Below are 22,498 nucleotides of genomic sequence, written 5' to 3'. Positions count from 1 at the left end.
TTCGCGGGGGAGAGGGTCAGAGCTCGTAGTCGACGACCACGGGGGAGTGGTCGGACCAGCGGGTGTCGTAGGAGGCGGCGCGGTCGACCTCGTAGCTGCGGGCGAGGTCGGCGAGCGCGGGCGTGGCGAGCTGGTAGTCGAGGCGCCAGCCGGTGTCGGTGTCGAAGGCCTGGCCGCGCTGCGACCACCACGTGTACGGTCCGGGCACCTCGCCCGCGAACCGGCGGCCGAGGTCGACCCAGCCCAGTCCGGCACCGGCGTTGTAGTCCGGGTCGCCCTCGGCGCCGACGAAGCGGTCGACGTAGGCGCGCTCCTCCGGGAGGAAGCCGGCCTTCTTGACGTTGCCCTTCCAGTTCTTGATGTCGAGCGTGCGGTGGCCGACGTTGAGGTCGCCCATCACCACGGCGAGCTCGCTGTGCGCCTGGATCTCGGGCAGGCGCGCCTCCATCGCGTCGAGGAAGCGGTACTTCTCGACCTGCTTGGGGGTGCCGACCTCGCCGGAGTGGACGTAGGTGGAGACGACGGTGAGCGAGCGGCCGCCGACCTCGTAGTCGGCCTCGAGCCAGCGTCCGGCCGAGTCGAAGTCGTCGGCGCCGAAGGTCACGCGGTGGATCGTGGCGCGCCTGCGCGAGGCGAGAGCGACTCCGGCGCGCCCTTTGGCGGTCGCCTCGTCGTGCAGCACATCCCACTCGTCCCCGAGGAGCCCCGTGAGGTCGTCCGTGGAGGCGCGGACCTCCTGCAGGGCCAGGACGTCGACGTCGCGCGCGGCGAGCCAGTCGCCCATCCCCTTGCGGTAGGCGGCGCGGACGCCGTTCACGTTGACGGAGGCGATGCGGAGGGTGCTGCGAGTCACCGGAGCAGTCTATTCGGAGCCGCGGAGCGGGCCGCCCGGCCGCGCTCGCACCCCGGAACGCGGAAGCCGGCGGCCGCCTCGCGCCACTCCCTCGGAGAGGGGGAGGAGCGCGGAGGCGACCGCCGGCGGGACCGCTCAGGACGGTCGGTCGGAGGGGATCAGGCGGGGACGGCCTGCGCGGTGGCGGGCTCGGGCACCTCGGCGACCACCGGGGCGCGCTTGATGCTCTTCGCGATGATCACGCAGACGGCCGTGACGACCATGCCCACCAGGATGGCGACCAGGTAGAGGATCGGCTGCCCGACGAGCCCGGTGACCCAGACGCCGCCGTGCGGGGCGCGGAGGGTGGAGCCGAAGAGCGCGACGAGCGCACCCGTGACGGCCGAGCCGACCATGGCGGACGGGATCACGCGCAGCGGGTCGACCGCGGCGAACGGGATGGCCCCCTCCGAGATGAAGGACGCGCCCAGCAGGTAGGCGGCCTTGCCGTTCTGGCGCTCGGCGTCGGTGAACAGGCGCTTGCGGAGCGTCGTGGCGAGGGCCAGACCCAGCGGCGGGGTCATGCCGGCGGCCATGACGATCGCCATCACCTTGAACTGCACGGAGTTCGGGTCGCCGTCGGCGGGGACGGAGGCGAGGCCGGTGGTCGCGAAGGCGTAGGCCACCTTGTTGACCGGACCGCCCATGTCGAACGCCATCATGAGGCCGAGGATGATCCCCAGGATGATCAGGTTGCCGCCCGAGAGGCCCGAGAGCCAGGACGACAGGCCCTCGCTCAGTGCGCGGAGCGGCGCTCCGAGCACCACGAACATCAGGAAGCCGGTGATGAAGGTGGCGATCAGGGGGATGATCACGACGGGCATCAGCGACTTGAACGCCGCGGGGAGCTTGATCCGCGAGATGTAGAGGGCCGCGTAGCCGGCGATGAAGCCGGAGGCGAGGCCGCCCAGGAAGCCCGCGCCGACGGTGACCGCGACCGCGCCGCCGAGGAAGCCCGGCGCGATGCCGGGACGATCGGCGATGCCGAAGGCGATGAAGCCCGAGAGCACCGGCACCAGGAACGCGAAGGTCGCGCTTCCGATGAGGAACATCACTCCGGCCCAGTCGGTGATGTTCGCGACGTTGAAGCCGTCGTCGATGATCTGCTGGGCCGTGAAGTCGACGATCCGGTAGCCGCCGAACAGGAACGACAGCGCGATCAGCAGACCGCCCGCCGCGACGAACGGGATCATGTAGGAGACGCCGGTCATCAGGTTCTGGCGGATGCGCGTGCCGACGCCGACCTTCTTCGGCGCGGCGGGGGCCGCGGCCGGAGTCGAGCGGGCGGGGGCGGACGCGGCGGAGCCGGAGCCGCGGAGGGCCAGAGCGCGGTCGAGGACCTCGTCCGGCTTGGACAGGGCCTCGGCGACGCCCACCTGGAGGATCGGCTTGCCGGCGAAGCGGTCCTTGCCGCGGACCTCGAGGTCGGCGGCCAGGATGACGACGTCCGCGGCGGCGATGTCGGCCGCGGTCATCTCGTCCGAGCCGGCCGCGCCCTGGGTCTCGACGTGGATCGGGTAGCCGCGCTTCTTCGCGGCCTGCTCGAGCGCCTCCGCGGCCATGTAGGTGTGGGCGATGCCCGCGATGCAGCTGGTCACGGCGACGAAGCGCGGGCCGGAGGCGGGGCTCGCGGCGGGCGCGTCCTGCACCTTCGCGACGGCGCGGTCGATGACGTCCGCCGCCTTCGCGAGCGCCTCCGACGTGCCCACCTCGAGGGTGGGCTTCCCGGCGAAGCGCTCCTTGCCGCGGACCTCGAGGTCGGCGGCGAGGATCACGACGTCGGCGTCGGCGATGGTCCGGTCCGACATGGGATCGGAGCCCGCGGCGCCCTGGGTCTCGACCTGGATCTCGTACCCCTTCTTCTTCGCGGCCTGCTCGAGGGCCTCGGCCGCCATGTAGGTGTGCGCGATGCCGGCGATGCAGCTGGTGACGGCGACGATCCTCATGAGACGACGACCTCTCGGGCGATGATGTCCGCGACCTCCTGGCCGCTGGCGGCGGCGCGGAGGGAACCGGTGAAGGACTCGTGGATCAGCTTGCGGGCGAGCTGGGCGAGGATCTTGAGGTGCGCCTGGTCGGCGCCGTCCGGAGCCGCGATCAGGAAGATCAGGTCGGCCGGGCCGTCGGGGGCCCCGAAGTCGACGCCCTGCTTCGCGATGCCGACCGCCACGCTGGGCGAGACGACGTGGGAGGAGCGGGCGTGGGGGATCCCGATGCCGCCGGGCATGCCGGTCGCCATCTGCGACTCGCGGTCGCGGACGTCGGCGAGGAAGCCGTCGAGGTCGGTGACGCGGCCGGCGTCGGCGAGCGTCTTCGCGAGCTGCGCGGTGGCCTCGTCCTTCGTGGCGGCGGTGAGGTCGACGATGACCGTCGACGCCTCGGTGAGAGCAGTCATGCGCTCAGTTCTCCAATCGGGAGGGTGGGGTCGGGGTTCTCGACGACGGAGACGTCGTCGAGGCGGAGGGAGTCGGGACCCGGGGCTTCGCTGCCCGGGAGCTGGACGGCGGCGGTACCCCACGCGACTGCTGTCGCGAGGCGCTCCGCCTCCGTGGCGTCGACGGCCGAGAGGTAGCCGGCGAGCGTGCTGTCGCCGGCGCCGACGGTGCTGAGGGGCACGACGGCGGGGGCGCCCGCCCACCACGACGCGTGCGCCGTGACGAGGAGGGCGCCGTGCTCTCCGAGACTGACGAGCGCTCGCGCGTCGGGCAGCTGCAGGAGTTCACGGGCTCCGGCGACGACGTCTCCGACCGTCGTCAGGGAGCGGCCGAGGAGCTCCTCGAGCTCCTCGAGGTTGGGCTTCACCAGGGTGGCGGTGCCGGCCGCGATGATCGCGGTCAGGGGGGCTCCCGAGGTGTCGACGGCGAGGGGGACGCCGAAGTGCAGGGCGAGGCGGCCGAGAGCGGGGTAGAAGTCCGCTCCCAGTCCCGGGGGGACGCTGCCGCAGGCGACGAGCCAGCGGGGCGAGGCCGAGACGTGCTCGCCGATCAGCTCGGAGAGGGCGTGGGCCTCCTCCTCCGTGACAGCGGGGCCGGGCTCGTTGATCTTGGTGGTGCGGCCCGTCCGGTCGTCGACCACGGTGATGTTGGTGCGGATCGGGTGGGCGATCGCCGCACTGGCCGAGCGGACTCCGGCGGCCCGGAGCATCGTGGACAGGTCGAGGCCGGTGGAGGCGTCGGCCGGGTAGACCGCGGTCGCCTCGACGCCGTTGCGGGCGAGGGCACGGGCGACGTTGACGCCCTTGCCGGCCGGGTCGCGCCGCACGTCGTGCGCGCGGTTGACCTCGCCGACGGCGAAGCCGCTCGTGGAGAGGGTGACGTCGATACTCGGGTTGGCGGTGACGGTGACGATCATGCGCGGACGACCTCCGGGCCGGCCGACTCGATGTCGTCGGCGAGCTCGTCGTCGACATCGGCGTCGGTGATGACGGTGTCGACCGCGGACAGCGGAGCGACGTGCCCGAAGTCCTGCCGGCCGAACTTCGAGTGGTCGGCGAGGACCACGACCCGGCGCGCGGAGGCGATGATCGCGGACTTGACGACGGCCTCGTCGAGATCGGGGGTGGTGAGCCCGCGCTCGAGGCTGAGGCCGTTCGTGCCGATGAAGGCGACGTCCACCGAGACCGTGGAGAGGGCCTGGGCGGCCCACGGTCCGACGGCAGCCTGCGTGACTCCGCGCAGGTGCCCGCCGATGAGGTGGAGGTCGATGTTGGGCCGGCCGACGAGCGCCATCGCGACGGGGAGGGAGTGGGTGACGACCGTCAGCCGGCGGTCCAGGGGGAGCAGCTCCGCCAGCCGCACCGTGGTGGTGCCGGCGTCGATGGCGATCGAGCCGCCGTCGGGCACCTCGGCGAGGGCCGCGGTGGCGATGCGGTCCTTCTCGCCGGCGAGGTGTCCCTCGCGGGCGGCGACCTCGGGCTCGATGCCCAGGCGTTCGACCGGGATGGCGCCGCCGTGCGCACGGCGCAGCAGGCCCCGCTTCTCGAGGCTGGTGAGGTCGCGGCGGATCGTCTCCGGCGTCACGGCGAGGGAGAGGGCGAGGTCGCGGACCTCGACGCGCCCGTCGGTGCGGGCGCGGTCCAGGATCGCCTGGTGCCGCTCCGGTGCGTACATGTGGACTCCGTCGTCTCGCCGTGGGTGGTGCGCCGGATCCACGGTGTCGTTGCCGACCTCGGATCTGCGTTTACCTCTTTTTAGACCCGTTCGGGAGGGAAGTCAACAGAAACGGACGGACTCGGCAGGCGGAATCGGACCCGGCGACGCAGGGCTGGACGGAAGGAGGGCCGCCAGGTCAGGCGGCGAGCTGCTCGAGCTCCTCCTCGAGCTGCGCGAGCTGGCGCTCCAGGCGCCGTCGTTTGAGGAGGGACGCCTCCGGCAGCGCGGCGCGAAGCCGCTCGCGCTCGGCCTCGGCGAGGGTGCGGCGGGCGGTGCGCAGCTGCTCCTCCCGCTCCTTCTCGCGCTCCTCCGGCGTGAGCTTGCGCGCCGAGATCCCGGCGTCGCTCATCCCGACGGAGATCCACGACGCGGCGATCAGGATCACCTGGCAGACGAGGTTGAACCAGATCAGCAGACCGATGAGGACCGCGAACGAGGCGAGCAGCGGATTGCGGGAGGCGCCGCCCAGCAGCTGCGTCCCGAGGACCTTGAGCGCGCCGAGAGCGATCCCGCCGAGCAGCGAGCCCGCCCAGAGGTTCTTCCAGGGGATCGAGATGCCCGAGAGGATGCGGAAGGAGCCGGCGAGCGTGCCCGTGTCCAGGGCGAGCATGATCAGCAGGCCGACCGCGCTGCCGGCGAGACGGGCCGGCATCGACTCGCTGCCGATCCCGAGGAAGCCGAACGCCACGTCCACCAGCGAGGTCGAGAACACGGAGAGACCCGCCGAGACCAGCAGCACCGCCCCGAAGACCAGGGCGAGCCCCGCGTCCTTGAGCTTGAGCAGGACGAAGAGGGTCGTGGGTCCGGGGAGCGAGAAGAGCAGCCGGACCGCCTGGCGCAGGCTCCCCAGGAAGTTCAGCGCCGTCCAGAGCAGGCCGGCGGCCGCGATCGCACCCGTCCAGCCGAGGATCGACGAGTCGAGCAGGTCGTCGACCGACACGAGGGCGTTCTTCCCGCCGATCAGGCCGGGGACGGAGCGGGTCACCAGGTCGAGGAGGGAGTCGCGCAGCACCGAGTCGTCGCGCACCCAGAAGCCGAAGACGGCGAAGAAGACGAAGAGCGCCGCGAAGACCGCGAACAGGGCCTGGAAGGCGAGTCCGGAGGCGAAGAGGGGCCCGCCGGTCTCGGAGTAGTGGAGCATCACCCGCACCGGCCGCGTCCGCATGACCCGCTCGAACAGGCCCGGGATCCCGCGGGGAGTGTCGGCCGCCTCGGTCATTCCTCCAGCGTACTGAGGCCTCGCGGCGCTCCCGTGCACGCGCCCGCCGTCACGCTGGAACGCGTCCGGCCCGCCGGATCCGAGGATCCCGGCGGGCCGGACGCGTTAGCGAGGAGGATCAGGCGCGGCCGCGGATGACGGCCTGCTTCACCTCGGCGATCGCCTGCGTGATCTGGATGCCGCGCGGGCACGCCTCCGTGCAGTTGAAGGTCGTGCGGCAGCGCCACACGCCCTCCTTGTCGTTGAGGATGTCCAGGCGCGCTCCACCGGCGTCGTCGCGCGAGTCGAAGATGAAGCGGTGGGCGTTCACGATCGCCGCGGGGCCGAAGTACTGCCCGTCGGTCCAGAACACGGGGCAGGACGACGTGCACGCGGCGCAGAGGATGCACTTCGTGGTGTCGTCGAAGCGGGCGCGGTCGGCGACCGACTGCACGCGCTCCTTGCCCTTGGGCGCCGGGGTGTTGGCGACCAGGAACGGCTGCACCTCGCGGTAGGAGGCGAAGAACGGCTCCATGTCGACGACGAGGTCCTTCTCGAGGGGCAGTCCCTTGATCGCCTCGATGTAGATCGGCTGCGAGATGTCGAGATCCTTGATCAGCGTCTTGCAGGCCAGGCGGTTGCGGCCGTTGATCCGCATCGCGTCGGATCCGCAGATGCCGTGCGCGCACGAGCGGCGGAAGGTCAGCGATCCGTCCTGGTCCCACTTGATGCGGTGCAGGGCGTCGAGGACGCGGTCGGTCGAGTACATCTCGACGTCGAAGTCCTGCCAGCGCGGCTCGGCGTCCACCTCGGGGTCGAAGCGGCGGATGATGAACGTGACGGTGAACGCCTCCGGGGCCGCGGGGGCGGCGGGCGGCTGCTCGAGGGTAGCGGTCGACATGGCTAGTACTTCCTCTCCATCGGCTGGTACCGGGTGATCACGACGGGCTTCCAGTCGAGCCGGATGTGGTCACCGGCGTCGGAGGAGTGGGCGTCACCGGAGAGGTACGCCATCGTGTGCTGCATGTAGTTCTCGTCGTCGCGCTTCGGGAAGTCGTCGCGCATGTGGCCGCCGCGGCTCTCCTTGCGGTTGCGCGCCGAGTAGACGACGACCTCGGCGAGGTCGAGCAGGAAGCCCAGCTCGACGGCCTCGAGGAGGTCGGTGTTGAAGCGCTTGCCCTTGTCCTGCACCGAGATGTTGCGGAACCGGTCGCGCAGGCGCTGGATGGTCCCGGTGACGGCCTCGAGGGACTCGTCGGTGCGGAACACCTGGGCGTTCTTGTCCATCTCGTCCTGCAGCTCCTTGCGGATCGAGGCGATCCGCTCGGTGCCGGTCGCGGAGCGGAGCGAGGCGAGCATGTCGCGGATCGCGCCGGCCGGGTCGGCGGGCAGGGGGGTGAAGTCGACCGTCTTGGCGTAGTCGGCGGCGTTGTTGCCGCTGCGCTTGCCGAAGACGTTGATGTCGAGGAGGGAGTTGGTGCCGAGGCGGTTGGAGCCGTGCACCGAGACGCACGCGCACTCGCCGGCGGCGTAGAGGCCGGGGACGACGGTCGTGTTGTCCGAGAGCACCTCGGCCTTGACGTTGGTCGGGATGCCGCCCATCGCGTAGTGCGCGGTCGGCATGACGGGGACCGGCTCGACGACGGGGTCGACGCCCAGGTAGGTGCGGGCGAACTCGGTGATGTCGGGGAGCTTGGTCTCGAGGACCTCGGCGCCCAGGTGGGTGCAGTCCAGCAGCACGTAGTCCTTGTGCGGTCCGGCGCCGCGGCCCTCCGCCACCTCCTGGACCATGCAGCGGGCGACGATGTCGCGCGGCGCGAGGTCCTTGATGGTGGGGGCGTAGCGCTCCATGAAGCGCTCGCCCGAGGCGTTGCGGAGGATCGCACCCTCTCCTCGCGCTCCCTCGGTGAGGAGGATGCCGAGGCCGGCGAGGCCGGTCGGGTGGAACTGGAAGAACTCCATGTCCTCCAGGGGGAGGCCCTTGCGCCAGATGATGCCGACGCCGTCGCCGGTGAGGGTGTGCGCGTTGGAGGTGGTCTTGTAGATCTTGCCGAAGCCGCCGGTCGCGAAGATGATCGCCTTCGCCTGGAAGACGTGCAGCTCGCCCGTGGCCAGCTCGTAGGCGACGACGCCGGAGGGCTTGGCCACTCCGTCGACCTCGGTCATCACCAGGTCGAGGACGTAGAACTCGTTGTAGAAGTTGATGCCGAGCCGGACGCAGTTCTGGAACAGCGTCTGCAGGATCATGTGGCCGGTGCGGTCGGCCGCGTAGCAGGCGCGGCGGACGGGCGCCTTGCCGTGGTCGCGGGTGTGGCCGCCGAAGCGGCGCTGGTCGATCTTGCCCTCCTCGGTGCGGTTGAAGGGCAGGCCCATGTTCTCCAGGTCGATGACCGCGTCGATGGCCTCCTTCGCGAGGATCTCGGCCGCGTCCTGGTCGACGAGGTAGTCGCCGCCTTTGACGGTGTCGAAGGTGTGCCACTCCCAGCTGTCCTCCTCGACGTTCGCGAGGGCGGCGGCCATGCCGCCCTGCGCCGCTCCGGTGTGGGAGCGGGTCGGGTACAGCTTCGAGATCACGGCCGTCTTCGCCTTGGGGCCGGCCTCGATGGCCGCGCGCATCCCGGCACCGCCGGCGCCGACGATGACGACGTCGAACTGGTGGTAGTGGACGCCGTCGGGTCCGACGGTCTGCGCGAAGGCGCTCTGGTCGGCGCCGGTGTGGGAGTGGCCTGGTGTGCTCACGGGGTGGGTGCTCCGTCGTACGGGGATGGGAGGGGGAGGTGCCGGGACGCGGTGCCGCGGACCGGGAGGGGCGCGGGCCCCTCTCCGATCCGCGGCACCGTGGTCACGCTGCGCAGAAGGAGGGCAGCAGGTCCGCGGCGGTGCCGGCGGGGCACGGGTCGAACGCGAAGACGACCCAGGTGCCGAGCGCGATCAGCGCGACGACGGCGACGAGGATGCCGCCCTTGAAGGCCTTGGCCAGCAGGGGCGAGGTCGCGTAGTCGTTGACCAGCGTGCGCATGCCGTTGCCGCCGTGGATCAGCGCGAGCCACAGCATGAGGACGTCCCACCACTGCCAGAACGGGTTCGCCAGCTTGCCGCCGACGAAGCCGAAGTCGATGGCCTTGATGCCGTCGCCCAGCAGCAGGTTGTAGATGAGGTGTCCGAAGATCAGGACGATCAGCACGACGCCGGAGGCGCGCATGTAGATCCAGCCCCACTTCTCCCAGTTGGTGCCGGAGGAGCGGGTCGGGGTGTGCGGGGTCCGCGGTGCGGCGACGGTGCTCAATGCGCACCCCCCTCGCTGAAGACGTTGATCAGGTGGCGCGGCGCGAAGCCGAGCATCAGCACGACCCAGAGGCCCATGACGACCCAGAAGAGGACGCGCTGGTTGCGGGTCGCCCAGCTCCAGAAGTCGACCAGGATGATCCGCAGGCCGTTCAGCGCGTGGAACGCGATGGCGCCCACGAGCCCGGTCTCGCCGAGTCCCATGATCGGGTTCTTGTACGTCCCGATGACCGCGTTGTACGCCTCGGGGCTCACGGCGATGAGAGCGGAGTCGAGGACGTGGACGAGGAGGAAGAAGAAGATGGCGACACCGGTGATCCGGTGGAGCACCCACGACCACATGCCTTCGCGACCGCGGTACAGGGTGCCGGCCGGACGCCGGATCTTCCCCTGCTTCCGGGGTGCGAGGGTTTGAGCAGCTTGAACTGACACGAACAACCCTCCCTGGTTGTGCTCCGACGGCCTGACCTGTTCCCACGTCGCGTGGACGGGGACGGGGCGGGGAGCGACGAGAAACTCGCCCTTCGATTCTAAGCGCGCTCGCAGGCGGGCGCGGCTTAGGCGAGCCTTAGCTGCGGGGCAGGGCGAGGGCGGGCGCCCCCGCGGTCGCGTAGTGCGCGAGGAGCTCGTCGGTGAGCGCGCTCCAGGTGCGGTGGAGCACGCGGCGGCGGCCCGCCTCGCCGAGCCGGGCGCGCAGTGCGGGATCTCGGACCAGGCGCTCCACCTGCCGGCGGAGGTCGGAGTCGCTCTCAGGCGCGTAGAGCAGGCCGTCCACGCCGTGCTCGATGAGATCGGTGGGGCCGCCCGCGTGCGGCGCGACCACCGCGGTGCCGGACGCCTGCGCCTCCTGGACCGTCTGGCCGAACGTCTCCTCCGTGCCGGTGTGCACGAACACATCGAGCGCGGCGAAGACCGCCGGCAGCCGGTCGCCGTCGAGCCGGCCGAGCATCCGCGCCGCCGGGCCGAGGGCGGCGGCGACCCGGGCGGAGGAGGGGCCGTAGCCGCCCACGACCAGCTCCGCGTGCGGGAGGGAGGCGAGCGCCGCCATCCGCTCCACCCTCTTCTCGGGGGAGAGGCGCCCGATGTAGCCGACGAGCGCGTCGTCGGCGCCGAGTCCGGCACGGACGGCCTGCGCGTAGGGGGAGGAGCGGCGGCGCGGGTGGAAGCGCTCGCTCTGCACGCCGCGGCCCCACAGCGCGGTGCACTCGATGCCGGCGGCGGCGAGGTCGTCGAGGGCGCTCGTGGAGGGGGCGAGGGTCAGGTCCGCACCGGCGTGGATCTGGCGGATCACCCGCCAGGCGAGGGCGCGGGCGCCGCGGATGCCGTAGCGGGCCGCGAATCGCGCGACGTCCGTCTGGTAGATCGCGACACTCGGCACCCCGAGCCGGCCGGCCGAGGCGATGGCGCGGGCGCCGAGGAGGAAGGGCGAGGCGACGTGCACCACGTCGGGCTCGAAGTCGGCCAGCTCCCGGGTGAGGGCCAGCGTGGGGATCCCGACCGGGAAGTCGCGGTACGCGATCGCCGGGTGCTCCACGACGCGGTGGCCCGCGTAGTGGCCCGGCGCCCCCGCGGCCGGGCAGACGACGAGCGCCTCGATCCCGCGCTCCGCGAACTCGTCGAGCACCCGCAGGACGCTCGTGGTCACGCCGTTCAAGGACGGCAGGAAGCTCTCGGTGACGACCGCGACTCTCACGCCCCGGACGCTACGGCGGCGGGATGAACGGCGGCGCGCGCCCGGGTGAACGGACGGTCGCGCTCGGGCTCCCTTGTATCCTGCGGACATGACATCACCTGAGACCGATGGCCGTGCCCCGCTCGACCGCTTCTACAGCGTGATCCCCGCAGGCGGGATCGGCTCGAGGCTGTGGCCGCTCTCCCGGGCCGACGCCCCGAAGTTCCTGCACGATCTGACGGGATCGGGACAGACCCTCCTCCGCGACACCTGGGACCGCCTCGCGCCCATCTCGGGCGCCGACCGGATCATGGTCGTGACCGGCCGCGCGCACCGCGCCGCCGTCGAGGAGCAGCTCGAGAGCCTCGAGGACCTCAACGTCGTCCTCGAGAGCGAGCCGCGCGACTCCTCCGCCGCGATCGGCCTGGCCGCCGCCATCCTCGAGCGCCGCCAGCCGGGGGTGATCATCGGCTCGTTCGCCGCCGACCACGTCATCAGCGGTCAGCAGCTGTTCCACGACGCGGTCGCCGAGGCCGTCGTCGCGGCGGACGCGGGCTACATCGCGACCATCGGCATCACGCCGACCGAGCCTGCCGTGGGCTTCGGCTACATCCGCACCGGGAAGCACCTCGGGATCGACGGAGCGACGCACACGCTCGCCGTCGACTCCTTCGTCGAGAAGCCCGACGCCGACACCGCGCGCGCCTACCTCTCCAGCGGTCAGTACCTCTGGAACGCGGGCATGTTCATCGCCCGCGCCGACCGCCTCCTCGAGGAGCTCGGCCGCGCGAAGCCGAAGCTGCTCGCCGGACTGCTCGAGCTCGCCGCCGCGTGGGACACCCCGGAGCGCGGCGCGGTCGTCGACCGCATCTGGCCGGGCCTGGAGAAGATCGCGATCGACTACTCCGTCGCCGAGCCGGCCGCGGCCGCGGGCAAGCTGGCCGTCGTGCCGGGCCACTTCTCCTGGGACGACGTGGGCGACTTCGCGTCCATCGCGAAGCTGCACTCGAGCGGACTCCGCTCGGACCTCGCCATCCTCGGCGAGGACGCGCGTGTGCTCGCCGACTCCGCGACGGGCATCGTCGTCAGCGGCGGCAACCGCACCATCGCCCTCATCGGAGTGAAGGACATCGTCGTCGTGGACACCCCCGATGCGCTCCTGGTGACCACGACCGAGAACGCCCAGAAGGTCAAGGGCGTCGTCGACGCCCTGCGCCTCTCCGGCCGCACCGACGTCCTCTAGCCCTCCGTCCCACCCGTCGAAGCGCGGCCCTCCCCTCGGAGGCGCCGCGCTTCGCCGTTCCGCCCCTCGCCTCATGCGCGTGCGGCGGTCCCGATACGCCGTTCGCGCGGCCACTCGACCACCACCGGTGAGGACCTCGGCCGTCGCCCTGGGGGCTGGTGGCCGGGTCTCGATCCGCCGCTTCCGCGGCAACTCGACCACCATGGAGGAGCATCGCGTCCGTGCCCGACCGCGCGCAGCGCGGAGCTCCTCCGAACGCCTTCGACGTCCGGCAGCAGGGGAGAGGGCCGCGAGCCGGAATCGCGTGCCAAGCGATTCAGGCCAGCCCGACTCGACTCGCTCTGCGGAACGCACCCGTCGCGAAGCCGACCGCGCCGAGCCGCTCCGCGGCTCGGAATCGAGCACAGCCGACCGCGCCGAGCCGCCCCTCGGCTCGGAATCGAGCACAGCCGCCCGCCCCGCGACACGCTCCGCATGTCGCGAAGATCAACACTGTGTAACTCTTCCTGACCACCACCGTCCGGGCGGCTGAGCGGCTTGTCACATTGGGTAACGTGTGGGGATCGACGCCCTGCTGCGCTCGTCGCGCGGGGCCGCATTCCTGGAGGACGACATCTTGACTATCACCTCGCGTAAGGCCGCGTTCGGCGGTCTCGCCGCCCTCGGCGTCACCGCGCTTCTCGCCGGTTGCGCCTCCGCCCCCGAGGAGAGCGGCTCCAGCGCCGCCGCCGGTGGCGACTTCCTGCCCTGCATGGTCTCCGACGCGGGCGGGTTCGACGACAAGTCGTTCAACGAGCTCGGCTACAACGGCCTCGTGAAGGCCTCGGAGGACCTCGGCGTCACGCCGAAGACCGTCACCTCGGAGTCCGAGACGGACTACGCCCCGAACCTGACCAGCCTCGTCGACCAGGGCTGCAACCTGATCATCACCGTCGGCTTCGCGCTGGCCGAGGCCACGTCGGCCGCGGCCGAGGCGAACACGGACATCGACTTCGCGATCATCGACGACGCGTCGATCGACCTGCCGAACGTCAAGCCGATCACCTTCGACACCTCGCAGGCGGCGTTCCTCGCCGGCTACACGGCCGCGTCGTACTCCAAGACCGGCGTCGTCGGCACCTACGGCGGCCAGCAGTTCCCGACCGTCACGATCTTCATGGACGGCTACGCCGACGGCGTGAAGTACTACAACGAGCAGAAGGGGAAGGACGTCAAGGTCGTCGGCTGGGACGTCGACGCGCAGACCGGCTCCTTCACCGGCGGCTTCGCGGCGGGCGTCGAGGCCAAGTCGGCCGCGCAGTCGCTGATCGACCAGAACGCGGACGTCATCCTCCCCGTCGGCGGTCCGATCTTCCAGTCGGCGATCGAGGCGATCCGCGACTCCGGCAAGGACATCGCGATGGTCGGCGTGGACGCGGACCTGTACGAGACCTACCCCGACGGCGCCGACCTGTACCTGACCTCGATCCTCAAGGGCATCGAGGCCGGCACGACCGACGTCACCAGCTCCGCCGGAGCCGACGACTTCGACCCCACTCCCTTCGTGGGCACCCTCGAGAACGACGGAGTCGGCATCGCGCCGTTCCACGACTTCGAGTCGAAGGTCTCGGGCGACCTGCAGGGCGAGCTCGACACCATCAAGGCGGGCATCATCGACGGCTCCATCACCGTCACCTCTCCGTCCGCTCCCGCGGCGTCCTAGCCGCTTCCTCGAAGAGGCCGGCGGGCCCGAGCACACCTCGGGCCCGCCGGCCTCTTCGTCGGTCCGGCGGGCGGATCGGCTCCGCTGCGGCCATCGATCCCGGCCGACGGCGCATCGTGGCGCGAACCGAAAGTTAGATTGGTCCCATGAAGCTCGAACTGCGTGGCATCACGAAGCGCTTCGGCGCGCTCGTGGCCAACGACCACATCGATCTCACCGTCGAACCCGGTGAGATCCACTGCCTCCTCGGCGAGAACGGCGCGGGCAAGTCGACGCTCATGAACGTGCTCTACGGCCTGTACCAGGCCGAGGAGGGGGAGATCCTGCTGGACGACGCGGTCCAGCACTTCTCCGGTCCGGGTGACGCCATGAAGGCGGGCATCGGGATGGTCCACCAGCACTTCATGCTCGTCCCCGTGTTCACCGTCGCCGAGAACGTCATGCTGGGCCACGAGGAGACGAAGGCCGGCGGGCGCCTGGACCTCGCTGCCGCGCGCGCCCGGGTGCGCGAGATCTCGGACCGCTTCGGCTTCGACGTGGATCCCGACGCCCTGGTCGAGGACCTCCCCGTCGGCGTGCAGCAGCGGGTCGAGATCATCAAGGCGCTCTCCCGCGACGCCCGGGTGCTCGTGTTCGACGAGCCGACCGCGGTGCTGACCCCGCAGGAGACCGACGAGCTGATCGCGATCATGCGCCAGCTGCGTGCGGCCGGGACCGCCATCGTCTTCATCACGCACAAGCTCCGCGAGGTGCGCGAGGTCGGGGACCGCATCACGGTCATCCGCCTCGGCAGAGTCGTGGGGGAGGCGTCGCCGACGGCGAGCAACGCCGAGCTCGCCTCGCTGATGGTGGGCCGCGCCGTCGAGCTGACGGTGCAGAAGGAGCAGGCGGTGCCGGGCGACGAGGCCCTCGTCGTCTCGAACCTCACCGTGCGCGACGCCAACGGCCAGGCCGTCGTCGACGACGTCTCCTTCGAGGTCCGCCGCGGCGAGATCCTCGCGATCGCGGGCGTGCAGGGCAACGGCCAGACCGAGCTCACCGAGGCGATCATGGGCCTGCAGGAGCGGGTCGAGGGCTCGGTGACCCTGGACGGGCGCCGCCTCGACGGGCTATCCGTGCGCCGCGTCCTCGAGTCGGGGGTCGGCTTCGTCCCCGAGGACCGCACCGAGGACGGTCTGGTCGCCGAGTTCACGATCGCCGAGAACCTCATGCTCGACCGCAGCGACCGCGGTCCGTTCGTGAAGGGACTGGGCCTGCGGCTGAAGGAGCTCGAGCGCTTCGCCGAGGAGCGGGTGCGCGAGTTCGACGTGCGCGCCCAGGGGATCGGCACCCACGTCGGCCGCCTCTCCGGAGGCAACCAGCAGAAGGTGGTGCTCGCGCGCGAGCTCAGCCGGGAGCTGCGGCTGTTCATCGCGGCGCAGCCCACCCGCGGCATCGACGTCGGCTCCATCGAGTTCGTCCACAAGCGCATCGTCGAGACGCGCGACACCGGGGTCCCCGTGATCGTGGTGTCGACGGAGCTCGACGAGGTCGCGGCGCTCGCCGACCGCATCGCGGTCATGTACAAGGGCGGGATCATCGGCATCGTCCCCGCCGACACGCCCCGCGAGGTCCTGGGGCTCATGATGGCCGGGCAGGCGCCCGCCGAGAAGGGAGCGGCGGCGTGAGCGACGCGCAACTGCCCGCGGTCGATCCCGACGCGGAGACCGAGAAGGCGTCCGGGCTCGAGCCCGGCCAGAAGCCGGATCAGGAGGTGCGCTCCGGCCCGCTCGAGAGCGGCGCCTCCCGCGTCCTGCGCGAGATCCTCTCCGGCACCGCGCTGATGTCGGTGCTCGCCGTGCTCCTCTCCCTCATCGCGGGCGGCGTGCTGATCGCCGCGACCGACAAGGACGTCCAGGCGGCGTCGGGCTACTTCTTCGCCCGGCCGCTCGACACCCTGCAGGCGATCTGGCAGTCCGTCTCCGGTGCCTACTCCTCGCTCTTCCAGGGCTCGGTCTACAACTTCCGCCGCGAGGGCTTCGCCAACGGCATCAAGCCGCTGACGGACACCCTGGCCTTCGCGACTCCGCTGATCGCCGGCGGGCTCGGAGTGGCGCTGGCCTTCCGCGTCGGCCTGTTCAACATCGGCGGCCGCGGCCAGATGCTGATCGCCGCCGCCTGCGCGGGCTGGGTCGGCTTCTCCTTCGACCTCCCGTGGGGCGTGCACCTGATCGTCGCGCTCGCCGCCGGAATCCTGGGCGGCGCGCTCTGGGGCGGACTCGTGGGACTGCTCAAGGCCCGCACCGGCGCGCACGAGGTGATCCTCACGATCATGCTCAACTACGTCGCGTTCTACCTGATCTCCTACCTCCTGCGGACGCCCGGCGCGCTGCAGGCGCCCGGCTCGAACAACCCGAAGTCGCCCGGGATGAAGGAGACCGCCGTCTTCCCGGCGCTCCTCGGCCCCGGCTACTCGCTCACGCTCGGCTTCGTCTTCGCGGTCCTCGCGACCGTGTTCGTCTGGTGGCTCCTGAACCGCTCGACGATCGGCTTCAAGTTCCGCGCGGTGGGGGAGAACCCGCACGCGGCGCGGGTCGCGGGCATCGACGTGAAGAACAGCTACGTGTACGCGATGCTGCTCTCCGGCGGCCTGCTCGGCCTCGCCGGCAGCGCCCAGGTGATGGGGACGGTCACGACCGGCTTCACCTCGGGGATCGACGCGGGCATCGGCTTCGACGCGATCACGGTCGCGCTGCTGGGCCGCTCCCGACCCTGGGGCGTGTTCTTCGCCGGCATCCTCTTCGGCGCCTTCAAGGCGGGCGGCTACTCGATGCAGGCCGCCGAGGGCGTGCCGATCGACGTGGTCCTCGTCGTGCAGTCGCTGATCGTCCTCTTCATCGCCGCACCGCCGCTGGTGCGCGCGATCTTCCGCCTCCCGACGCCCGGGGCCGCCCCGAAGCGCCGCACCCGCCGCACCTCGGAGGTGTCCGCATGAGCACCGCCGTCGCCACCGCCCCCGACCGCGTCGTGATCCGCAGCTGGAAGGCGCCGATCGCGTTCGGCGTCTTCGCGCTGCTCGCCGTCGTCCTCTTCGTGGCCCTCGGCCGCGACGGGACGAGCTCGTTCCGCCTCGCCGCGGGGACCGACTTCTTCGCGCTGCCGGACATCCCGTTCCCGACGCGGGGGACGGGCGTGGTCGTCGCGATCCTCCTGGTCGCCCTGGCCGTCGCGTCGGCCGCGCTCACCCGCGCCGGCCGCCGGATCCCGCTCTGGCTCTCGGCGGTCTTCGCCCTGGTCTTCCTGATCGGGTTCCTCGTCTGGGCGTCGGCCGGTGCCGCGCTGCCCGTCTCGGGGCTGCTGCTCGGGACCGTCGGGCTCGCCACTCCGCTGATCTTCGGCTCGCTCGGCGGCGTCATCTCCGAGCGGGTCGGAGTCGTCAACGTCGCGATCGAGGGTCAGCTGCTCGCCGGCGCCTTCACCGCGGCGATGGTCGGCTCCCTCACCCGCCAGCCGGTGCTCGGCCTGCTCGCGGCGATGGTGGCGAGCGTCCTGGTGTCGTTCGTGCTGGCCGCCTTCGCGATCAAGTACCTGGTCGACCAGGTGATCGTCGGAGTCGTGCTGAACGTGCTGGTGACCGGCCTGACGAGCTTCCTCTACTCCCAGGTCCTCTCCGCCGACGCGTCGACGTTCAACTCGCCGGTGAAGTTCGACCGCCTCCCGATCCCGGTGCTCAGCCAGGTGCCGATCGTGGGCGCCGTCCTGTTCAACCAGACGGTGATCGTCTACCTGATGTACTTCGCGATCTTCGCGGTGTGGTGGGGCCTGTTCAAGACCAAGTGGGGCCTCCGCCTGCGCGCCGTGGGCGAGCACCCGCAGGCCGCGGACACCGTGGGCATCGATGTCGCCCGCACGCGCTTCTGGAACGTCTCCCTCGCCGGTGCGATCGCCGGAGTCGGCGGCGCGTACTACACGCTCGACGCGGTCGGCGCGTTCGGCAAGGAGATGACCGCGGGCGCGGGCTTCATCGCCCTGGCCGCCGTCATCTTCGGCCGCTGGGACCCGATCAAGGCGACGCTCGCGTCGCTCCTGTTCGGCTTCGCGACCAACCTGCAGAACGTGCTCGGCGTCATCGGCTCGCCCGTGCCCAGCGAGTTCATGCTGATGCTGCCGTACGTCGTGACGATCTTCGCGGTGGCCGGTCTCGTCGGCCAGTCCCGCGGACCGGCCGCAGCCGGCAAGCCGTACCTGAAGTCCTGAGAGGAGCCGTCGTGACCGACATCGACTGGGAGGCGCTGCGCGAGGCCGCCCTGGAGGCCATGAGCCACGCCTACGTCCCGTACTCGAAGTTCCCCGTCGGGGTCGCCGCGCTCGTGGACGACGGCCGGACGATCTCGGGCTGCAACGTCGAGAACGCCTCCTACGGGCTCACGCTCTGCGCCGAGTGCGCGCTGGTGTCCTCTCTGCACATGACGGGCGGCGGCCGGCTCGTCGCCTTCACCTGCGTCGACGGGAAGGGCGGCGTCCTGATGCCCTGCGGGCGCTGCCGCCAGCTGCTCTTCGAGCACTCGGCCGAGGGCATGCTCCTCCAGACCGTGTCGGGCGTGAAGACGATCGACGAGGTCATCCCCGACGCCTTCGGCCCGCGCACCCTCGAGGCCTACGCCGCCTCCTAGCGCCGCCGTCACCGCTCCCACTCCCGAACCGAGGACTCCGCATGACCCGCACCACCCCCGTCGAGGACTTCGACGCCGTCGACATCATCCGCGCCAAGCGCGACCGCGGCACGCTCTCGACCGCGCAGATCGACTGGCTGATCGACGCCTACACCCGCGGCTACGTCGCCGACGAGCAGATGGCGGCCTTCGCGATGGCGGTCCTGCTGAACGGGATGGAGCGCGACGAGATCCGCGACCTCACCCTGGCCATGATCGCCAGCGGCGAGCGCATGCGCTTCGACGGACTCGGCAAGCGCACGGTCGACAAGCACTCCACGGGCGGGGTCGGCGACAAGATCACGCTGCCGCTGATGCCGCTGGTCGCCTCCTTCGGCGTGGCGGTGCCCCAGCTCTCGGGACGCGGGCTCGGCCACACGGGCGGAACGCTCGACAAGCTGGAGTCGATCCCGGGCTGGCGGGCCGACCTCGGCAACGAGGAGATGCTGGAGCAGCTGCGGACGGTCGGCGGCGTGATCTGCGCCGCGGGCTCGGGTCTGGCCCCCGCCGACAAGAAGCTCTACGCGCTCCGGGACATCACCGGGACCGTCGAGGCGATCCCGCTGATCGCGTCCTCGATCATGTCGAAGAAGATCGCCGAGGGGACCGACGCCCTGGTGCTCGACGTGAAGTTCGGCTCCGGCGCGTTCATGGTCGACATCGAGCGCTCGCGGGAGCTGGCGCGGGCGATGGTCGACCTCGGCAACGACGCGGGGGTGCGGACCACCGCGCTGCTGACCAACATGAACGTGCCGCTCGGTCTGGCCATCGGCAACGCGAACGAGGTGCGGGAGTCGGTCGAGGTGCTCGCCGGCGGCGGCCCCTCGGACGTCCGGGAGCTGACGCTGGCCCTGGCCCGCGAGATGCTGGCTCTCGCCGGGCAGCCGGACGCGGACGTCGAGCGCGCCCTCGACGGCGGCGCGGCGATGGACACCTGGCGCGCGGTCATCCGCGCTCAGGGAGGGGATCCGGATGCGGCGCTCCCCGAGGCCCGCGAGACCCACGTCGTGGTCGCCGAGCGCGACGGCGTCCTGGTGGAGCAGCAGGCGCTGCCGTTCGGCATCGCCGCCTGGCGCCTGGGCGCCGGACGCGCGCGCCAGTCCGACGCGGTGCAGCACGCGGCGGGGATCGACCTGCACGCGAAGCCGGGCGACCGAGTCCGCGCGGGCCAGCCCCTGATCACCCTCTCGGCAGACGAGCCGGAGCGCTTCGCCCGGGCGCTCGAGGCGCTCGACGGTGCCTTCCGGATCGGCGACGACGGCGACGAGGTGCTCGACGTCGGCCCCCTCGTGGCGGAGCGCGTCTCCTAGCCCCGCGCCGCCCAGCACGGAGGAGGCGCCGCCCGGCGAGCCGCTCCCGCCGACCCTCTAGGGTGGTCGGCGAACCACCGCCGACCCGCGAGGAGCACCGTGACCGATCAGACCGAGGAGTACCTCCTCCCGGGCGAGGGCGTCCTCATCGACGAGCTCCCCAAGGTGTCGCTGCACGACCACCTCGACGGAGGGCTGCGGCCCGGGACGGTCCTCGAGATCGCCCGCGAGACGGGCGTGCCGCTCCCGGCCGAGGAGCCGCATGCCCTCGCCGAGTGGTTCCGCGCCACGGCCGACTCCGGCTCCCTCACCGACTACATCGCCACCTTCGAGACGACGGTCGCCGTGATGCAGACCGCGCCGGCGCTCGAGCGCGTGGCCCGCGAGTTCGTGCTCGACCTCGCCGCCGACGGAGTCGTGCACGGCGAGGTGCGCTGGGCGCCGGAGCAGCACCAGCGCGCCGGGCTCTCGCTCGACGCGGCTGTCGAGGCGGTCCAGGAGGGACTGCAGCAGGGCGTGCAGGAGGCGGCGGCGCAGGGACACCGCATCCGCGTCGGCCAGCTGATCACCGCGATGCGGCACGCCGACCGCTCGCTCGAGGTCGCCGAGCTGGCGCTGCGCCACCGCGAGCGCGGTGCGATCGGCTTCGACATCGCCGGAGCCGAGGCGGGCTTCCCCGCCTCGCGGCACCGTCCCGCCTTCGAGCTGCTCGCGGCGGCTCACTTCCCGACCACGGTCCACGCGGGGGAGGCGGACGGCCTCGACAGCATCCGCTCGGCCCTGCTCGACGGCCGCGCGCTGCGACTGGGCCACGGCGTCCGGATCGCGGAGGACATCCGCATCGAGCGCCAGGACGACGACGCGAGCTACGTGACCCTCGGCGAGCTCTCGGAGTGGGTGAAGGACCGCGAGATCGCCCTCGAGCTCAGCCCCTCCTCCAACCTGCAGACCGGCGCCGTCGCGGCGTGGGGTGCCGAGCTCGCCGACCACCCCTTCGACCTGCTCTACCAGCTGGGCTTCCGCGTCACGGTGAACACCGACAACCGCCTGATGAGCGCGACGACCCTCAGCCGCGAGCTCGCCCTCCTGTCCGACGCGTTCGGGTACGACCTCGACGACTTCGAGGCCTTCCAGCTGAACGCGGCCCACGCCGCCTTCCTGCCGCTCGACGAGCGCCGCGAGCTCGTCGAGACGATCAGCGCCGGCTTCGAGGCGGCCTGACGGTGCCGCTCGACGCGCTCCCCGAGGAGGCGGTGGCCCTCCGCCACTCCGCCGGATCGTGGCGGGAGGCCGTCCTCGAGGCGGGCCGTGCGCTCGAGCGGACCGGCGCGGTCGACGCCGCCTACTCCCGGCGCATGGTCGAGCAGGTCGACGTGCTCGGGCCGTACATCGTCATCGCGCCCGGGCTCGCCCTCGCGCACGCCCGGCCCGGCAACGACGTCCTCGCGGACGGCCTCTCCGTCGTCACGCTGGCCGAGCCCGTCGCCTTCGGGCACAGCACCAACGATCCGGTCTCGGTCGTCATCGGGATCGCCGCCACCCAGGCGCACGGGCACGTCGGTTTCGTCTCCGGGCTCGCCGACGTGCTCAGCCGTCCGGACGCGGTCGGTGCACTCGCCGCCGCCCGCACCCTCCGCAGCATCAACGCCGTCCTCACCGACAGCACCCCGCACCACCCGCACCACGGAAGAAGCGCATGAAGATCGTCACCCTCTGCGGCGCCGGAATCGGCACCTCCGCCATCCTCAAGCTCGGCGCCGAGCGCGCCCTCGAGACCCTCGACCTCGAGGCCGAGGTGATCGCCTCCGACCTGGCCTCCGTCGACGCGCTCGCCGCCGACGCGCAGGTCATCCTCACCTCCGGCGAGCTCGTCGACCGCATCGGCCGCACCTTCGCCGAGGTCGTCGTCATCGACAACTACCTCGACCAGAACGAGATCACGGAGAAGATCGAGCGAGCGCTGGGCTGAGTCCGTTTCTGAGCCGCTCCCTGCGCGGCTCAGCGCGGTCGGCCTCCCGACGGGGCGCGTTCCGCAGAGCGGGTGGCGTCGGGCTGCCTCGAATCGCTGGCACGCGATTCTCGGACGCGCCCTCCACCTTGCGGGGAGAGGGCGCCCCTGCCCCTGCTGGTCGAGTGGCCGCGGAGCGGCGTGCCGAGAGCCGGGTTCCCGCGCGGACGGCTGCTCGGACCTCGGGTGGTCAGCGGGCGGCGAGCTGAGCGAGGACGGTGCGGATCAGGCGGCGGGCGCGGGCGGGGGAGAGGCAGGCGGCGGGGCGCGTGGAGCGCGAGCAGCGCGGCCCCGCGCTCGGGACGCTTCAGACCGGCGAGCGCGGCCTGCAGCGGGATCATCCCGG

21 protein-coding genes are annotated in these 22,498 nt (G+C 71.7%); 10 read left to right on the top strand and 11 right to left on the bottom strand.

Going from position 1 to position 22,498, the window contains the following annotated elements:
- Positions 1 to 16: 16 nt before the first annotated feature.
- From C5C69_RS09930 to C5C69_RS09880, 11 genes are all read right to left on the bottom strand, one after another.
- Positions 17 to 853 (bottom strand): exodeoxyribonuclease III, encoded by an 837-nt coding sequence (locus C5C69_RS09930; protein WP_104223192.1) that lies wholly within the window; start codon positions 851 to 853, stop codon positions 17 to 19.
- Positions 854 to 1,011: 158 nt separating this feature from the next.
- Entirely contained in the window at positions 1,012 to 2,838 is a 1,827-nt protein-coding gene (locus tag C5C69_RS09925) for a PTS fructose-like transporter subunit IIB (RefSeq protein WP_104232839.1), read from the bottom strand.
- A complete protein-coding gene (locus C5C69_RS09920; RefSeq protein WP_097166616.1) occupies positions 2,835 to 3,287 on the bottom strand; it encodes a PTS sugar transporter subunit IIA in 453 nt (150 codons plus the stop codon). The genes C5C69_RS09925 and C5C69_RS09920 overlap by 4 nt, the downstream gene beginning before the upstream one ends.
- Positions 3,284 to 4,243 (bottom strand): 1-phosphofructokinase family hexose kinase, encoded by a 960-nt coding sequence (locus C5C69_RS09915; protein WP_104223191.1) that lies wholly within the window; start codon positions 4,241 to 4,243, stop codon positions 3,284 to 3,286. Before C5C69_RS09915 ends, C5C69_RS09920 begins: the two co-directional genes overlap by 4 nt.
- Positions 4,240 to 5,001 (bottom strand): DeoR/GlpR family DNA-binding transcription regulator, encoded by a 762-nt coding sequence (locus tag C5C69_RS09910; RefSeq protein WP_104226423.1) that lies wholly within the window; start codon positions 4,999 to 5,001, stop codon positions 4,240 to 4,242. Before C5C69_RS09910 ends, C5C69_RS09915 begins: the two co-directional genes overlap by 4 nt.
- 178 nt (positions 5,002 to 5,179) lie before the next feature.
- On the bottom strand, positions 5,180 to 6,262 hold the full coding sequence (locus C5C69_RS09905) for a YhjD/YihY/BrkB family envelope integrity protein (RefSeq protein WP_104223189.1): 1,083 nt from the start codon (positions 6,260 to 6,262) through the stop codon (positions 5,180 to 5,182).
- 118 nt (positions 6,263 to 6,380) lie between these two features.
- A complete protein-coding gene (locus C5C69_RS09900; protein WP_068254543.1) occupies positions 6,381 to 7,142 on the bottom strand; it encodes a succinate dehydrogenase iron-sulfur subunit in 762 nt (253 codons plus the stop codon).
- Between the two features lie 2 nt (positions 7,143 to 7,144).
- Positions 7,145 to 8,881: a succinate dehydrogenase flavoprotein subunit gene (sdhA, locus tag C5C69_RS09895; RefSeq protein WP_104232891.1), complete on the bottom strand. Its 1,737-nt coding sequence runs from the start codon at positions 8,879 to 8,881 to the stop codon at positions 7,145 to 7,147.
- A 202-nt stretch (positions 8,882 to 9,083) separates the two neighbouring features.
- Positions 9,084 to 9,527: a succinate dehydrogenase hydrophobic membrane anchor subunit gene (locus C5C69_RS09890; protein ID WP_104223187.1), complete on the bottom strand. Its 444-nt coding sequence runs from the start codon at positions 9,525 to 9,527 to the stop codon at positions 9,084 to 9,086.
- Positions 9,524 to 9,958, bottom strand: a complete 435-nt coding sequence (gene sdhC / locus C5C69_RS09885) for a succinate dehydrogenase, cytochrome b556 subunit (RefSeq protein WP_374952907.1) — start codon at positions 9,956 to 9,958, stop codon at positions 9,524 to 9,526. Before sdhC ends, C5C69_RS09890 begins: the two co-directional genes overlap by 4 nt.
- Positions 9,959 to 10,094: 136 nt before the next feature.
- Complete coding sequence (locus C5C69_RS09880) at positions 10,095 to 11,219, bottom strand: glycosyltransferase family 1 protein (protein ID WP_181067743.1); 1,125 nt, start codon at positions 11,217 to 11,219, stop codon at positions 10,095 to 10,097.
- 88 nt (positions 11,220 to 11,307) lie between these two features.
- On the opposite strand from C5C69_RS09880, the gene C5C69_RS09875 reads away from it, so the two are divergent.
- From C5C69_RS09875 to C5C69_RS09830, 10 genes are all read left to right on the top strand, one after another.
- Positions 11,308 to 12,441, top strand: coding sequence for a mannose-1-phosphate guanylyltransferase (locus tag C5C69_RS09875; protein ID WP_104223184.1), 1,134 nt, complete (start codon positions 11,308 to 11,310; stop codon positions 12,439 to 12,441).
- Between the two features lie 616 nt (positions 12,442 to 13,057).
- The gene (locus C5C69_RS09870) at positions 13,058 to 14,143 is read left to right on the top strand and encodes a BMP family protein (RefSeq protein ID WP_104232890.1); all 1,086 of its coding nucleotides are present in this window, start codon (positions 13,058 to 13,060) and stop codon (positions 14,141 to 14,143) included.
- A 146-nt stretch (positions 14,144 to 14,289) separates the two neighbouring features.
- Entirely contained in the window at positions 14,290 to 15,810 is a 1,521-nt protein-coding gene (locus C5C69_RS09865) for an ABC transporter ATP-binding protein (RefSeq protein WP_104226419.1), read from the top strand.
- Positions 15,807 to 17,117 carry an ABC transporter permease gene (locus C5C69_RS09860; RefSeq protein ID WP_219812170.1) on the top strand — a complete coding sequence of 437 codons (1,311 nt, stop codon included), beginning with the start codon at positions 15,807 to 15,809 and terminating at the stop codon, positions 17,115 to 17,117. The genes C5C69_RS09865 and C5C69_RS09860 overlap by 4 nt, the downstream gene beginning before the upstream one ends.
- Positions 17,114 to 18,379, top strand: a complete 1,266-nt coding sequence (locus C5C69_RS09855; protein WP_104232837.1) for an ABC transporter permease — start codon at positions 17,114 to 17,116, stop codon at positions 18,377 to 18,379. The genes C5C69_RS09860 and C5C69_RS09855 overlap by 4 nt, the downstream gene beginning before the upstream one ends.
- A gap of 11 nt (positions 18,380 to 18,390) precedes the next feature.
- Complete coding sequence (locus tag C5C69_RS09850) at positions 18,391 to 18,795, top strand: cytidine deaminase (RefSeq protein ID WP_104223180.1); 405 nt, start codon at positions 18,391 to 18,393, stop codon at positions 18,793 to 18,795.
- 41 nt (positions 18,796 to 18,836) lie between these two features.
- Complete coding sequence (locus C5C69_RS09845) at positions 18,837 to 20,144, top strand: thymidine phosphorylase (protein WP_104232836.1); 1,308 nt, start codon at positions 18,837 to 18,839, stop codon at positions 20,142 to 20,144.
- A gap of 99 nt (positions 20,145 to 20,243) precedes the next feature.
- The gene (locus tag C5C69_RS09840; RefSeq protein ID WP_104232835.1) at positions 20,244 to 21,365 is read left to right on the top strand and encodes an adenosine deaminase; all 1,122 of its coding nucleotides are present in this window, start codon (positions 20,244 to 20,246) and stop codon (positions 21,363 to 21,365) included.
- Positions 21,366 to 21,367: 2 nt separating this feature from the next.
- Complete coding sequence (locus C5C69_RS09835; RefSeq protein WP_104223177.1) at positions 21,368 to 21,844, top strand: PTS sugar transporter subunit IIA; 477 nt, start codon at positions 21,368 to 21,370, stop codon at positions 21,842 to 21,844.
- A complete protein-coding gene (locus tag C5C69_RS09830) occupies positions 21,841 to 22,113 on the top strand; it encodes a PTS sugar transporter subunit IIB (protein ID WP_104226416.1) in 273 nt (90 codons plus the stop codon). Before C5C69_RS09835 ends, C5C69_RS09830 begins: the two co-directional genes overlap by 4 nt.
- Positions 22,114 to 22,498: the final 385 nt, after the last annotated feature.

Source organism: Rathayibacter sp. AY1C7 (assembly GCF_002931865.1).
Taxonomy (GTDB): domain Bacteria; phylum Actinomycetota; class Actinomycetes; order Actinomycetales; family Microbacteriaceae; genus Rathayibacter.
Note: the sequence above shows the minus strand (reverse complement) of the source record. Positions and strands in the feature narration are given on the sequence as shown.

Bases quoted from the DNA above. Each gene is read 5' to 3' on its own strand.
- C5C69_RS09925 (WP_104232839.1), bottom strand. From the start codon at position 2,838: ATGAGGATCGTCGCCGTCACCAGCTGCATCGCCGGCATCGCGCACACC.
- C5C69_RS09920 (WP_097166616.1), bottom strand. From the start codon at position 3,287: ATGACTGCTCTCACCGAGGCGTCGACGGTCATCGTCGACCTCACCGCC.
- C5C69_RS09915 (WP_104223191.1), bottom strand. From the start codon at position 4,243: ATGATCGTCACCGTCACCGCCAACCCGAGTATCGACGTCACCCTCTCC.
- C5C69_RS09910 (WP_104226423.1), bottom strand. From the start codon at position 5,001: ATGTACGCACCGGAGCGGCACCAGGCGATCCTGGACCGCGCCCGCACC.
- C5C69_RS09905 (WP_104223189.1), bottom strand. From the start codon at position 6,262: ATGACCGAGGCGGCCGACACTCCCCGCGGGATCCCGGGCCTGTTCGAG.
- C5C69_RS09900 (WP_068254543.1), bottom strand. From the start codon at position 7,142: ATGTCGACCGCTACCCTCGAGCAGCCGCCCGCCGCCCCCGCGGCCCCG.
- C5C69_RS09875 (WP_104223184.1), top strand. From the start codon at position 11,308: ATGACATCACCTGAGACCGATGGCCGTGCCCCGCTCGACCGCTTCTAC.
- C5C69_RS09865 (WP_104226419.1), top strand. From the start codon at position 14,290: ATGAAGCTCGAACTGCGTGGCATCACGAAGCGCTTCGGCGCGCTCGTG.
- C5C69_RS09855 (WP_104232837.1), top strand. From the start codon at position 17,114: ATGAGCACCGCCGTCGCCACCGCCCCCGACCGCGTCGTGATCCGCAGC.
- C5C69_RS09845 (WP_104232836.1), top strand. From the start codon at position 18,837: ATGACCCGCACCACCCCCGTCGAGGACTTCGACGCCGTCGACATCATC.
- C5C69_RS09830 (WP_104226416.1), top strand. From the start codon at position 21,841: ATGAAGATCGTCACCCTCTGCGGCGCCGGAATCGGCACCTCCGCCATC.